Genomic DNA, 13,428 nt, shown 5'->3' with positions numbered 1-13,428 from the left:
GTTGACTGCGCGTTTCGCGGGCCAAGGTCAAGCGAGGGCGCCCGGGTAACACCCCGGGAATTTGGCCGCGGTCAGGGGAAGAGATGCGCCGATGTGCCTAGCGCGAGCGCTTTATGATGCGGCCGCTGCGCGCATCGACGTCGACATAAGTGACACGACCGTCGCGAATGAACTTCAGGCGATAGGCGCGCGCCGTGCTGTCATAGGAGGGGCCGAGATATTCGCTGCCGCGCATCTTGGGCACCACCCGCCGCTCGATTTCGCGCAGCGACAACTGGTTGCCCGCGCGCATCTCGCGCCGTGCCTCGCCCTGATCGGAGCGCGACTGCTCCTGCGCGGCTGCGCTCGCGGCAGCCGCGTTCGTCGCCGTCGGACCGATGCCGGTCAGCAGCATCGCCGAGGCGATCAACGCAAAAAGGGAAGGCACGGATGTCATGATGCAGGATTATCTATCGCCCAAGCGTTGAACAAGCTGTGAATAATGGCAGATTCGCGCGTTCACCCTACAGGCCCGCCGGTCATCTCGTATTGCACCGTGATGCTAACGCCCGTGCCCACCAAGCCGGGCTGCACCGGTGCGCGCGAGGCGCCGGTCACGATGATGGCGCTTTCGTCGCGCGCCATCATCGGCGGAGTGGGGCCCGAGCCCTGGATCGTCTCGCTTACCGAGAGCACGCGAACACCCGAATAGCCGAAGCCGCGCGCATAGCTCATCGCCCGCTCCTGCGCCCGCGCGATCGCCCGCTCGCGCGCCTGGGCCTTCGCCGCGGTATCGTCCTCAAGACTGAAGCTCGGCCCCGAAAGGTCGGTGGCGCCCGCGACGACCAGCGCATCGAGCACCTCGCCCGTCTCGTCCAACTCGCGCAGCTTGACGCTCACCCGGTTCGATACCTGGTAGCCGCGGAAGACCGGCCTTTCGTTGCGCTGATAGTCGTATTGGGCGTTGAGATTGATGCCGCTCGTCTGGATGTCCTTTTCCGCCACGCCCAGCGACTTGATCCGATCGATCACGCGGGTCATCTGCCGCGCATTCTCCCGCATCGCCTCGACGGCGGTGGGCGCCTCGGTGCTGACCCCCGCGCCGATCGTCACCAAATCGGGCTCGGCGGTCACCTCCTCGAAGATGGTGAGCGCAATGACCGGCCCCTCGGCCTCGATCTCCGCCTGCTGGGCAAGTGCGGTGGCGGGCAGCGCGGCGGCGGTCGCGGCAAGCGCCGCGAGGGCGGCTACAACGTGACGGGTCATATCGGTCTCTCCTTTGCGTGTATGAGCTTGCGCTAGCTCTGCCTTTCCAAGCACTGAACCGCCTTCACAGTTCCGACGCGAATGCCTAGTTGCGAGGCCCCATGGCCCAACCCCCGATCCTCAGCCTCGAAGGCCTCAGCCTGCAACAGGGCGGGCGCTGGCTTTTCGGCGGACCTCAGCTTGGCGAAGGTGCGGAGCCCATCGATCTGCACATCCTTCCCGGAGACCGGCTTGCGCTGATCGGTCGCAATGGCGCTGGCAAGACGACGCTTCTGAAGCTGATCGACGACCGGATCGAGGCGGATCGCGGCACCCGGCGGGTGAAGCCGAACATGCGCATCGTCTTCCTCGAGCAGGAGCCCGACTTCGCGCCCTTCGACACGCTGATGGACTTCGCTTTGCACGGCGAACACGCGCCCGCCGCGCATGAGGTCGAGGCGATTGCCGGGCAGCTCGGCATCGACATGACCACCGATGCGGCAAGCGCAAGCGGCGGCGAGCGGCGCCGCGCGGCGATTGCGCGCGCGCTGGCGCAGGACCCGGATTTGCTGCTGCTCGACGAGCCGACCAACCATCTCGACCTTAGCGCGATCGACTGGCTCGAGGACTGGCTCGGCCGCTACAAGGGCGCCTTCATCACGATCAGCCACGACCGCACGTTCTTGAAGCGTCTGACCCGCGCGACCCTGTGGCTCGACCGCGGCACGCTGCGGCGCAAGGAGGTCGGCTTCGGAGGCTACGAGGCCTGGGAGAGCCAGGTCTATGCCGAGGAAGCGCGCGCCGCCGAGAGGCTCGATGCGAAGCTCAAGCTCGAAGCTCACTGGCTCGAACGCGGCGTCACCGCGCGGCGCAAGCGCAACCAGGGGCGGCTGGAGAAGCTCTACCAGATGCGGGCGGCGCGTGCGGCCATGATCAGCGATAGCGGCGCGGCCAAGCTCAAGCTCGCCGCCGACGAGGAGTTCAAGTCCAAGTCCGTCATCGTCGCCGAGGACATCTCCAAGTCCTATGACGGGCGCGCGGTCATCAAGCCCTTCTCCCTGCGCATCCAGAACGGCGACCGCATCGGCATCGTCGGCGCGAACGGCGCGGGCAAGACGACCTTGCTGAAGCTGCTCACCAAGGAGATCGAGCCCGACACCGGCAGCGTCCAGCATGCGCGCACGCTTACCGGCGTGATGATCGACCAGCAGCGCCGCCTGCTCGAACCGGGTGCCAGCGTGCGCGACATCCTCGCCGAGGGCGGCGACTGGATCGACGTTCGGGGGAGCCGCAAGCACGTCCAGGCCTATCTCAAGGACTTCCTGTTCGATCCGGGGCTCGTCGACACCAAGGTCGGCATCCTCTCGGGCGGAGAGCGGTCGCGGCTGTTGCTCGCCCGCGAGTTCGCGCGCACCGCCAACCTCCTCGTCCTCGACGAGCCGACCAACGACCTCGACCTCGAGACGCTCGACCTGTTGCAGGAGGTGATCGCCGACTTCGAGGGCACCGTCCTGATCGTCAGCCATGACCGCGACTTCCTCGACAAGACCGTCACCGTCACCCTCGGCCTCGACGGCACTGGCCGGGTCGATGTGGTCGCGGGCGGCTACGAGGACTGGGCGGCGAAGCGGCGCGAACCCATCGTCGCGAAGGCGAGTTCGTCGACCCCCGCTCCGACGCCGGCCCCAGCGCCGTCGCCGCCCAAGTCCGACAAGCTCTCCTACAAGGACCAGCGCGATTACGAGCTCCTCCCGCAGCGGATCGAGGAGCTCGACGCCGCCATCGCCAAGGGCGAGGCGATCCTCGCCGATCCCGACCTGTTCCAGTCCGACCCCCAGCGTTTCGCCACCATCTCCAAGGGCGTCGCGAACGCGCGGGCCGAGAAGGACGCGGCCGAAGAGCGCTGGCTCGACCTCGCCGAACAGGTGGAGGGTTGAGCGAACAGCGGGCCGCCGCGCTCCACCGCGACATCGCCGCCTGCAGCCTGTGCGCCGAGCACTTGCCGCTCGGTCCCCGCCCCGTCGTCCAGTTCTCGCCCACCAGCCGCATTCTCATCATCGGACAGGCTCCCGGGACCAAGGTCCATGCGAGCGGCGTGCCGTGGGACGATGACAGCGGAAACCGGCTGCGTGGCTGGCTCGGAATGGACAAGGACGCCTTCTACGACCCGGAGCGCGTTGCGCTCATGCCGATGGGCTTCTGCTATCCGGGCAAAGCCAAGGGTGGCGACGCCCCGCCGCGCAAGGAGTGCGCGCCGCAATGGCATGGCCGGGTCCTCGACCTCCTGCCTGCCAAGCGTCTGACCCTGCTCGTCGGCGCCTATGCGCAGGGCCGCTACCTCCCCGAGACCCGCAAGCTCACCATGACCGAGCGCGTGCGGCGCTGGACGAGCGGCGACGAGGGTTTCGGCGACTTCATCCCTCTCCCCCACCCCGCCTGGCGAGTGCGGCTGTGGATGCGCAGGCACCCCTGGTTCGAGGCCGAGACCCTCCCCCGCCTGCGTCGCGCGGTCGCCGGGATCTTGTGAACCCATCCAACAGGATGGAACATGTGGAACACGGTTCTGGGCTAAACCTGCCGAACCGTAACTCTGCGGGGCTGAAAGTGTCACTTTCGCGCTCAAGGCGTCACTCTGGCGGGCAAAGCGCAACTCTACAGAGAACGAAGCGTCACCCTGCGCGCGGCAAACCGTAACTGTCCGGCCCCCTCCCCTGTCGCCGTAGCGCAGGCCGTTTCGCGGGCACCTGCCCGACTTTGTTCCGTCATGCCCTTGCGGTAAGACGCTCCTAGTTTGGAGGAGGAACATATGACGACCGCAGAACTCGCGCAGCAATTCATGCAGCTCATGATCGAGGAGGACGAAGAGGGCTACCAGGCCTATTGGTCCGACGACATCGTCAGCCTCGAGGCCGAACAGGAGGGGCCGATGGCGCGCGTCGAAGGACGCGAGGCTTTGAAAGAGAAACACGCCTGGTGGGAAGCCAACACCGAGGTGCACGACACCTCGATGCAAGGCCCCTATGTCTTCGGCGACCAGTTCGCCGTACGCTATACGATGGACGTCACCATGGATGGAGAGCGCAGCCAGGCCGAGGAAGTCGGCCTCTACACGGTCAAGGACGGAAGGATCGTCGAGGAACGCTTCTTTTACGGTCATGGCGAGCACACCTGACGGCCTGCATCACCGGATCCGGTAGTAATCCGCCACGCGTTCGAGCGCGAGCTTGAGCACCAGCTTGCCGCTGCGAGCGGGCCAGCCCAGCGCCTTTTCCGCCTGCGGCAGCGCCTCGCCCGCGCAGACGACGCGCCACAACACGTCCTTCAGGCCCTTGCCTGCCTCGGCCAGAGCCGCATCGAAGCGCGCCTTGGCAGCGATCTGCTTTTCGCCATGCGAGAGGCCGGGATCGCCCGTGCTTTTCGAGCGCACCGGGTCCCAGCGCATCGTCACGCCCGCCGATAGCTGCGCGCGCTCGTAATCGGAGCGCAGCGCCTCGCCGGCATCGAACAGCCTGTCCGAAAGATGCCCGCGCGCATGCAGCCAGGCGATCGGCGATTCGCCAATATTGACCGTTACCGTGCGCCGCTTGCCCCGCGCGCTTCCCGCATGACGCGGCCCTTCGGATGTCAGTTCGCGTTCGACCAGTTTGCGCATTGCCCGTGCTCCTTATTCACCGATTTGGTGATAGAGGGGTTGCATCCTCGCCATAGCTGTAGGAAAGTCCTTTCACCGGGAGGAACGCACCAATGATCAATCGCATCCGCGAAATCCGTAAAGCCCGTTCGCTGACCCTCGCCGAACTTGGCGCGGCGTGCGATCCGCCGACCACCGCGCAGACGATCGGTCGACTCGAAACCGGCATGCGCAGCCTGTCGACCAAGTGGATGGAACGGATCGGCGCGGCGCTCGAAGTCGATCCGCAGGTGCTGGTCCGCCCGGAGGACGAACGGCGCGCGCAGGTCGTCGCCGAACTGGGCAGCGGCGAACCCGAACCGCTCGCGACCCCGCGCGAGGCGATCCTGCCGACCGAAATCGCCGCGCGCGAAGGCGAGGCGCCGATGCTGGTGCTCGAGATCACCGCCGCAGTGGGCGAATATCGTCCGGGCGACATGCTCTGGCTGCGCCGGATCGAGGCGGATGGCGATGACGGCGACATGGCAGGCGCGATGAATCGCGACTGCTTGGTGCCGCGCGCCGGGGGACGGTTCGCCTTCGGCCGGTTGATCGACCGCAAGGGCACGCTGGTCGGCATTCTGCCGGCGCAGGCGGGTCAGAAACAGCAAGTGATCGACAACCCGCCCTGGATCGCGCTCGCGACCATGCTGGTGCGCCCCCTGTGAGCATGCTTGCGCCCTATCACGCCACTTATCGCAGGCGTCGACGCTGGCGATGAAGCACGTCTGCTCGCTCAGCACGCTCTACCCGAACCCGGCCAATCCGCGCTTCGGGACCTTCGTCGCGCGCTCGCTAGAGGCACTGGCGCGCGAGGACAGGGGGCACGATGCCTGGCGGGTGAGCGTGGTCAATCCGATCGGCCTGCCGCCGATTGCCGTCGGGCGCTATCGTCCGCTCGCTCAGCTAGACGAATATGGCGAGGAAGGCGGCGTCGCGGTCCATCGCCCGCGCTTCACGCTGCTGCCGAAGATCGGGGCGCGGCGCAACGCATCGGCCATCGCGAATGCGGTGCTTCCCGTGGTCGAGGCCATCCATGCCGAGACGCCGATCGACGTGCTCGATGCGCAATTCTTCTTCCCCGATGGCCCCGCCGCCGCATGGATCGCGCGTGAGATGGCACTGCCGCTCTCGATCAAGGCGCGCGGCAGCGACATCACCTATTGGGGCGGCCACGACTTCGCGCGCGAGCAGATGCTGGAAGCCGCCGAGCAAGCCGATGGTCTGCTCGCGGTCAGCGCCGCGCTGGCGGGCGAGATGACGGCGCTGGGCATGGAGCGCGGCAAGATTCGCGTCCATTACACCGGGCTCGACCGCGATCGTTTTCGCCCGCTCGACCATACGCAATTGCGAGCGCAGCTGCGCGGCGTGCTCGGCTTTCGTCTGCCGGACAACGCGCCGCTGCTGACCTGCGTCGGCGCGCTGATCGAGCGCAAGGGTCAGGACATCGCGATCGCCGCGCTGGCGCAGCTGGAAGGCGCGCGGCTTATCCTGGTCGGCAAGGGAGAGGACCGGGATCACCTTGAGCAACTGGTGAGCGACCTTGGCCTCGCCGAACGCGTGCATTTCGCCGGCTCGCTCGATCACGACCTCTTGCCGCTGGTCCTTTCCGCCAGCGACGCGATGGTTCTGCCCACCGCCAATGAAGGGCTCGCCAATGCCTGGGTCGAGGCGCTCGCCTGCGGAACACCGTTGGTGACCTGCGATGTGGGTGGCGCGGGCGAGCTGATCACGAACAGCACCGCTGGCAGGCTGGTGGTGCGCACACCCGAAGCGGTGGCCGCCGGGGTCCGCAGCGTGCTGAACAACCCGCCCCCGCGCGAGGGGGTCGCGGCAATGGTGGAGCGTTTCAGCTGGCAAACCAACGCCGCCGAACTGGCGGCGCATTATGACGGTTTATTTTGATTTGTGAGCGACAGCGCGCTCGCGATCAAACCTGCCCCAGCACCTTCTTCTCCTGGCGATCGGCGTCGGTTTCCTTCGGCACGAAGCTGTCCGAGGTGACACCCATCCAGACCAGCAGCGGGGCGGCCAGATAGACGCTCGAATAGGTGCCGATAAACAGACCCGCAGTGATCGCGGCGACGAGGCCGAACAGGCTCGCCGGGCCGAACAGCAGCAGCGGCAACAGCGCGACCAGCAGCGTCAGCGAGGTCATCACCGTGCGCGCCAGCGTCTCGTTGACCGACAGGTCGAGCAGCTCGGGAAGCGGCATCTTGCGATATTTCTTGAGATTCTCGCGGATGCGATCGTAGACCACGATCGTATCGTTCAGCGAATAGCCAATGATCGCGAGAATCGCGGCGATGATCTGCAGCCCGAATTCGAGCTGGAACAGCGCGAACAGGCCGAGCGTCACCGAAACGTCGTGGAACAGCGCGAATAGCGCGCCGACCCCGAACTGCCATTCGAAGCGCACCCAGATATAGAGCGCCACCATCGCCATCGCCGCAAGCAGCGCCAGGGCAGCATCGCGGCTGAATTCCTCTGCGACCTTGCCCGAAACGGTCTCGTTGCCGTCCGTGCGCACGCCGGGATAATTCTCCTCGACCGTGGCGATCACCTGGTTGCCGATCTCGGTCGCGACGCCCGGCGTGTCCTCGGCCCCTTCGGGCAGCGGCACGCGGATCGAGACGACATTGGGCGCGCCGAATTCCTGCACCACCGGGGTGCCGTAGCCCAATGCCGCGACGCGTTCGCGCAGCTCGCCCACGGGCGCGGCATCGTTCTCCTCAAAGGTCAGGCGCACTTCCTGGCCACCGGCGAAATCGATGCCGAGATTGAGACCGTTGACGGCAACCGCCATCCAACTGCCCGCAATCAGCACCAGGCTGAGGATGAAGAACGGGACCCGCAGCTTAAGGAAGCGGATATTGGTGTCCTGGGGGACGAGTTTGAGAAGTTTCATATGTTGTCCGCCCGCCTTAGATCGTGATGTCCTTGGGCCGCCGCGACCCGACATAGCCCGCCACCCACATCCGGGTCAGCGTCAGCGCGGTGAAGACCGACGTGATGAGCCCGATCACCAGCACCACCGCAAAGCCCCGGATAGGCCCGGAGCCGAACCAGAACAGCAGCGCGCCGGCGATGAAATTGGTGATGTTGGCATCGTAGATCGCGCGGCTCGCCTCCTTGTAGCCGTTCTCGACCGCGGTGATGACCCGGCGCCCGCGCTTGCGCTCCTCGCGGATGCGCTCGTTGATAAGAACGTTCGCATCGACCGCCGCGCCTATGGTCAGGACGAAGCCGGCGATGCCCGGCAGGGTCAGCGTGAAATTGCCGATCGCCATCAGGCCGAGCAGGATCAGCACGTTGATGACCAGCGCGATGGTCGCATAGACCCCGAAACGACCATAGGTCGCGATCATCAGCGCGATCACCGCGATCGAACCGATCATCATCGCGATCAGGCCACTGCGGATCGACTGTTCGCCCAGTTCGGCCGAAACGGTGCGCTCCTCGATCACGGTCAGCGGCACCGGCAGCGCCCCAGATTGGAGCGAGATCGCCAGCTGGTTGGCGCTTTCGGCGGTGAAATTGCCCGAGATCTGCGCGCTGCCGCCCAGGATCGGTTCGTTGAAGAAGGGCGCGGAAATGACCTCTCCGTCGAGAATGATGGCGAAACGCTCGCCGACATTCTGGGTCGAAAGCTGGGCGAAGCGCTGTCCGCCCTGCTGATCGAACTGGATATTGACCACGTTCTCGTTGGTCTGCGGATTGACGCCGGCGCGTGCATTGATGAGGCTATCCCCGCGAATGCCACCCAGCCGCTTCACCGCCTCGCTTTGCCCCGCGAAGTTGGAATTGGCGGCATAGGGATAGATCTGGCTGCCCGGATTGGCGACGCCCGCCTCGGTGTTGCTCGGCAGCGCCTGCTGGTCGACCAGCTTGAATTCGAGCTGCGCGGTCTGGCCGAGCTGTTCCTTCAAAGCCTGCGGATCAGCGAGGCCCGGCACCTGGACGACGATGCGGGTGTCGCCCTGGCGGATGATGGTCGGCTCGCGCGTGCCGAGCAGGTCGATCCGGCGACGCACCACCTCGACCGCGCCCTCCATCGCGGAATTGAGCGCGGTGGAGACGCCCGCATCGGTCGGGGTGAGGACGATGCGCTGCCCGTCGACCACCGCCAGGTCCCATTCGCGGCGCAGTCCCTCGCCCATCATGATCGGTTCGAGCACGCCGCGCGCCCGGTCGATATCGGCCGCCCGATCGAGCATGAAGGAAAACGCGCCGTCGGAACGCGACGTGTCGCCGAACTCGATTGGGGGGCTGGCATTGCGGAGCGCGGCCTCGACCGCCTCTTCCATGTTTTCCAGTCGCTGGCTCGCCACGTCCTCGGGATCGGCCTCGAGCAGCAGGTGCGAGCCGCCGGCAAGGTCGAGGCCGAGATTGACGCGCGGCGCGTCCTCGCCGAAATCGACTCCCGCCGAGGCGAGCAGCGACGGCAGCGCCGCAGCGGCCAGCGCGAGGGTGACCGCCCACAGGGCCAGTTTTTTCCAGAGGGGGGTGTCGAGCATAACGTTCGCTTAGATGAACCTTGTCGGATGTATCGCAGATGGATGCCGGCGATGCGGGGATACGAGGAGCATGTCGATGCGCCCCGCCCGCCGAGCTGGTTGGATCAGTCGTTCGCCGGCTTGCTGCCCGGCTCGATCAGATCGGCGATCGTATGCTTGACCGCCTTGACGCGCACGTCCTTCGCAAGCTCCAGCTCGGCGTAGGTATCGTCGACCTTCATCACCTTGCCCACGAGCCCGCCCTGGGTCACCACCTGATCGCCCTTCTTCAGTCCGGCGACTTTCGCCTGATGCTCCTTCTGCCGCTTCATCTGCGGGCGGATGATGAGGAACCAGAAGATCACCACCATGCCGATGATCGGCAGCCAGTTGATCCATGCCGGCGGCGCTTCGCCCGCGCCAGCGGCGGCTGCGACGAGAATTTCGAACATTATACTGATCCCGGTTGTTCGTTAGGTTCTGGTGAGACCGGACGTGCAAGCTCTGGCAGCCGGCCCGCTGCGCGGCGTTTCCGGCGCGCCTGGTGAGGAGCGCGGGAAACGGACATGCAGCCGATTGACGGGCGCGCGTAGCAGCAAAGATCGCGCGGAGCAATTCGGTGCGTGCGGCACGCCTCAGCGCAATAGACCCGCGGCAGGCTTCCGCTTCGAACTCACCCGTAAAAAGCATCGGGCCATTGGCACCTTGCCAGCGCCCGTCCTCGCCCCTATAGGCACGCGCCTCCACTGGATACGGGAAGTAGCGCAGCCTGGTAGCGCATCACACTGGGGGTGTGGGGGTCGCAGGTTCGAATCCTGTCTTCCCGACCAGTGGAGCCTTGATCGAAGCCTCGCGGCCGTCCGGTCTTTTCGCGCTGTTTCCCCGTAATTATCGGCGCAAGGCCATTTCATGAGTGTTCCGCCCCTTTCATCCCATCGTTTGGCCAGATGGCTGCTGACCGCCGCCCCGCCTGCCCTTTGCGCCATGCCGGTCGGGGCACAGGAAACCGCGCCGGCGACGGACGATATCGAAGAGCCCCCGCCCGCCCCCAAGGTGACCGATGGCGTGCCGACGCCTCTCGAAGACGCCGATGCTTCGGCTGCGAACACGCGGGCGACCTTCACGCCGGCGGACTTTGCCAATTTCGCGCCGCGCAACGCGCTCGACATCGCGCGGCAGATCCCCGGCTTCTCGATCCGCGAGGGCGACGGCGCGCGGGGGCTTGGCGCGGCGGATACCAATGTGCTCATCAACGGACGCCGCATTTCGGGAAAGTCGAACGGGCCGGTCGCCGCCTTGCAGCGCATTCCGACCGAGGAGGTGCTGCGGCTCGAACTCGTTGATGGCGCCAGCCTCGATATCGGCGGGCTGACCGGGCAAGTGCTGAACGTCATCACCCGCACCTCGGGCGGGTTGTCGGGACAGTTTCGCTACTCCCCGCAGTTCCGCACCCGGCTGACGCCCGCCCGCCTGCTCGACGGCGAAATCAGCGTCGCAAGCAGCGGGGCCAAGTCGGAATGGAACGCTGCCTTTCGCAGCGATGAAAGTCGCCAGGGCAATACCGGGCCCGAACTCGTATTCGCATCGGACGGCACATTGATCGACGAGCGGATCGAAACGCAGCGCTCGAAGTTTCAGACGCTCACGCTTTCGGGCGGTTATACCCGCACTGCGGACAATGCCAACGTCCTCAATCTGACCGGCGAAGTGAACGGCTTTTTCCGCCGCAGCGAGGAAGTCTCGCTGCGCAGCGGCTCCCTCTCCCCGGTCGATCGCACGCGGGTCTTCAATGACGGTGAGGACGAGTTCAATTTCGAAATCGGCGCGGATTACCAGTTCGCGGTGGGTGACGGCCGCCTCAAGCTGATCGGCTATCACCGCTACGAGGATTCGCCGACTTTCGACCGCGTCTTTACCGCCTTTGCCGATGACGCGCCGGAGGAAGGCACCGTGTTCCTGCGCGATGCAGACGAGGGCGAGACGATCGCGCGGACCGAATACTCGATCGGCGTCTTCGGCGGCGACCTGCTGCTGTCAGCGGAGGGCGTGCGCAACTTCCTCGCAATCGACAGTTCGCTCGAAGTCACGGACGAAACCGGCGTGCTCGAGCCGGTGTTGTTCGAAGGGGCGAGCGCGCGGGTCGACGAGGATCGCGCGGAGCTTGGCGCCACTTATAGCCGCCAGCTCGCACCCGGCCTCCAGTTCCAGGGATCGGCGGGCGCGGAATATTCGAAGCTCAGCCAGACCGGCGAGGCGGGCCTGACGCGGAGCTTCTACCGTCCCAAGGGCTTCGTCGCGCTCGATTGGCGGGCGAGCCCGCGGATCAACCTCTCGGGCCGGATCGAGCGGGTGGTGGGCCAGCTCAACTTCTTCGATTTCATCGCGTCGGTCGATCTCGACCAGGATCGGACGGACGTCACCAATGCCGAACTCGTGCCGCAGCAAAGCTGGGTGCTCGAGCTCGAGGCAACCTTGGGGCTCGGCGCGCTGGGATCGTTCAACATTCGGCCGTTCTACGAGGATATCACCGATATCGTCGATCAGATCCCGATCGAGGGCGGCGGGCAAGCGCCGGGCAATCTGCCATCGGCGCAATTCTACGGCGTCGACGGCACGCTGACCCTGCTGTCCGAGGGGCTGGGCTGGCGCGGCACGCGGCTGGATGCGGAGTTTTTCTTTACCGGCAGCTCGATCCGCGATCCCTTGCTCGGGACCACGCGGCAATTGTCCGGCAACGACACGGTGCGCGTCGGCCTCGATCTGAGGCACGATCTCCAGGGCACCGATTGGGCGGTGGGCGGCAGCGCCAACTGGGATGACAATGCGCCCAACACGCGGCTCGACGAGGTCGCGCTGCGCACGTTCAGCTTTCCCGGTTTCGTCTCCGCCTTCGTCGAGAACAAGGATGTCGCCGGGCTGACCCTGCGCGCCAACATCGCCAATATCGCGGGGCGCGACGACCGGTTCGAGCGCACCGTCTTTATCGATCGCCGACTGGGTCTGGTCGATTTCCGTGAAGAGCGCTTCCGCAATTTCGGCACGATCTTTACGCTCGACATTGAAGGATCGTTCTAGGCCTCCTACCCCGCCGCCGCGAGGAGAGACGATGTCATGATCAAGATGCGCAGCTGGCTGTTCGCACCAGGCGACAGCGAGAAGAAGATGGGCAAGGCGATCGCCAGCGACGCCGATATCGCACTGCTGGACCTGGAAGATTCGGTGGTGCCCGAGCGCAAACCCGAGGCGCGGCGGATGGTCGCCGATGCGATCCGTTCGGCGCCGGATCGGGCGCGGGTGTGGGTGCGGGTCAATCCGCTGTCCGGCGACTGGACCGCAGCCGATCTAGATGCGGTGGTGGCGGCGGGGCCGGGCGGACTGTTCCTGCCCAAAGCCGAGGGCGGCGAGGATGTCGCGCGGCTCGATGCGATGATTGCCGAGCGCGAGGAGGCGGCGGGGATCGCGCCTGGCTCGATCAAGGTCGCCGCGCTGGTGACCGAGACCGCCGCTGCGATGTTCACCACCGGCAGCTATGCCGCCGCGCCGCGCCTCGTGGCGATGAGCTGGGGCGCGGAGGATCTATCGAGCGAGCTGGGCGCGCGCGAACAGCGCGGGGAGGACGGCGAATATCTGCCGGTCTTCGAGCTGGCGCGCAGCCTGTGCCTGCTCGGCGCGGTCAAGGCCGGCGTGGCGCCGATCGAGACGGTGCAGCCCGAATTTCGCGACCTCGAAGCGCTGCAGGCGCGCGCCGCCCGAATGCGCGCGCAGGGCTTTCGCGGAATGCTGGCGATCCATCCGGCGCAAATCACGCCGATCAACGCCGCCTTCACTCCCAGCCCCGAGGAAATCGCACATGCCCGCGCGGTGATTGAGGCGTTCGCTGACCAGCCCGGCGCGGGCGCGGTGCAAATGGAAGGCGCGATGCTCGATCGCCCGCACCTGGCGCTGGCCGAGCGATTGCTGGCGGAGAGCGGCGAGGCGTGAGGCGCGGTTAAGTGGCTTTCCTACATTAACCCATGCGGTTATTCACGCCCTTCGCAA

13 protein-coding genes and 1 tRNA gene are annotated in these 13,428 nt (G+C 66.1%); 8 read left to right on the top strand and 6 right to left on the bottom strand.

Annotated features, from left to right (window positions below; translation table 11 throughout):
* Positions 1–97: 97 nt before the first annotated feature.
* Complete coding sequence (locus tag V2I30_RS02430; protein WP_330660468.1) at positions 98–436, bottom strand: PepSY domain-containing protein; 339 nt, start codon at positions 434–436, stop codon at positions 98–100.
* A 62-nt stretch (positions 437–498) separates the two neighbouring features.
* The gene (locus tag V2I30_RS02425) at positions 499–1,245 is read right to left on the bottom strand and encodes an SIMPL domain-containing protein (protein ID WP_330660467.1); all 747 of its coding nucleotides are present in this window, start codon (positions 1,243–1,245) and stop codon (positions 499–501) included.
* Positions 1,246–1,346: 101 nt separating this feature from the next.
* Between V2I30_RS02425 and V2I30_RS02420 the strand changes: the two genes are divergently transcribed.
* The 3 genes from V2I30_RS02420 (at position 1,347) to V2I30_RS02410 (ending at position 4,396) form a co-directional block, all read left to right on the top strand.
* Positions 1,347–3,161, top strand: coding sequence for an ABC-F family ATP-binding cassette domain-containing protein (locus V2I30_RS02420; RefSeq protein ID WP_330660466.1), 1,815 nt, complete (start codon positions 1,347–1,349; stop codon positions 3,159–3,161).
* A complete protein-coding gene (locus V2I30_RS02415; RefSeq protein ID WP_330660465.1) occupies positions 3,158–3,751 on the top strand; it encodes a uracil-DNA glycosylase family protein in 594 nt (197 codons plus the stop codon). The genes V2I30_RS02420 and V2I30_RS02415 overlap by 4 nt, the downstream gene beginning before the upstream one ends.
* A gap of 279 nt (positions 3,752–4,030) precedes the next feature.
* On the top strand, positions 4,031–4,396 hold the full coding sequence (locus V2I30_RS02410) for a nuclear transport factor 2 family protein (protein WP_330660464.1): 366 nt from the start codon (positions 4,031–4,033) through the stop codon (positions 4,394–4,396).
* A gap of 9 nt (positions 4,397–4,405) precedes the next feature.
* Here the strand turns inward: V2I30_RS02410 and V2I30_RS02405 are convergent, their stop codons facing one another.
* Complete coding sequence (locus V2I30_RS02405; protein ID WP_330660463.1) at positions 4,406–4,876, bottom strand: DUF6456 domain-containing protein; 471 nt, start codon at positions 4,874–4,876, stop codon at positions 4,406–4,408.
* A gap of 92 nt (positions 4,877–4,968) precedes the next feature.
* Between V2I30_RS02405 and V2I30_RS02400 the strand changes: the two genes are divergently transcribed.
* Both V2I30_RS02400 and V2I30_RS02395 read left to right on the top strand, forming a co-directional pair.
* On the top strand, positions 4,969–5,562 hold the full coding sequence (locus V2I30_RS02400) for a helix-turn-helix domain-containing protein (RefSeq protein ID WP_330660462.1): 594 nt from the start codon (positions 4,969–4,971) through the stop codon (positions 5,560–5,562).
* Positions 5,563–5,611: 49 nt separating this feature from the next.
* Positions 5,612–6,799: a glycosyltransferase gene (locus V2I30_RS02395; RefSeq protein ID WP_330660461.1), complete on the top strand. Its 1,188-nt coding sequence runs from the start codon at positions 5,612–5,614 to the stop codon at positions 6,797–6,799.
* A 25-nt stretch (positions 6,800–6,824) separates the two neighbouring features.
* Here V2I30_RS02395 and secF read toward each other — a convergent pair whose 3' ends face one another.
* The 3 genes from secF to yajC form a co-directional block, all read right to left on the bottom strand.
* Positions 6,825–7,802, bottom strand: a complete 978-nt coding sequence (gene secF / locus V2I30_RS02390) for a protein translocase subunit SecF (protein WP_330660460.1) — start codon at positions 7,800–7,802, stop codon at positions 6,825–6,827.
* A gap of 16 nt (positions 7,803–7,818) precedes the next feature.
* Entirely contained in the window at positions 7,819–9,411 is a 1,593-nt protein-coding gene (gene secD, locus V2I30_RS02385; RefSeq protein WP_330660459.1) for a protein translocase subunit SecD, read from the bottom strand.
* A gap of 104 nt (positions 9,412–9,515) precedes the next feature.
* On the bottom strand, positions 9,516–9,842 hold the full coding sequence (gene yajC, locus V2I30_RS02380; protein WP_330660458.1) for a preprotein translocase subunit YajC: 327 nt from the start codon (positions 9,840–9,842) through the stop codon (positions 9,516–9,518).
* A gap of 301 nt (positions 9,843–10,143) precedes the next feature.
* On the opposite strand from yajC, the gene V2I30_RS02375 reads away from it, so the two are divergent.
* The 3 genes from V2I30_RS02375 (at position 10,144) to V2I30_RS02365 (ending at position 13,371) form a co-directional block, all read left to right on the top strand.
* A tRNA-Pro gene (locus V2I30_RS02375) sits at positions 10,144–10,220 on the top strand.
* A gap of 79 nt (positions 10,221–10,299) precedes the next feature.
* Positions 10,300–12,465, top strand: coding sequence for a TonB-dependent receptor plug domain-containing protein (locus tag V2I30_RS02370; RefSeq protein ID WP_330660457.1), 2,166 nt, complete (start codon positions 10,300–10,302; stop codon positions 12,463–12,465).
* Between the two features lie 45 nt (positions 12,466–12,510).
* Positions 12,511–13,371 (top strand): HpcH/HpaI aldolase/citrate lyase family protein, encoded by an 861-nt coding sequence (locus V2I30_RS02365; RefSeq protein ID WP_330660553.1) that lies wholly within the window; start codon positions 12,511–12,513, stop codon positions 13,369–13,371.
* Positions 13,372–13,428 lie beyond the last annotated feature (57 nt).

The organism is Erythrobacter sp. (assembly GCF_036351135.1).
GTDB lineage: Bacteria > Pseudomonadota > Alphaproteobacteria > Sphingomonadales > Sphingomonadaceae > Erythrobacter.
Note: the sequence above shows the minus strand (reverse complement) of the source record. Positions and strands in the feature narration are given on the sequence as shown.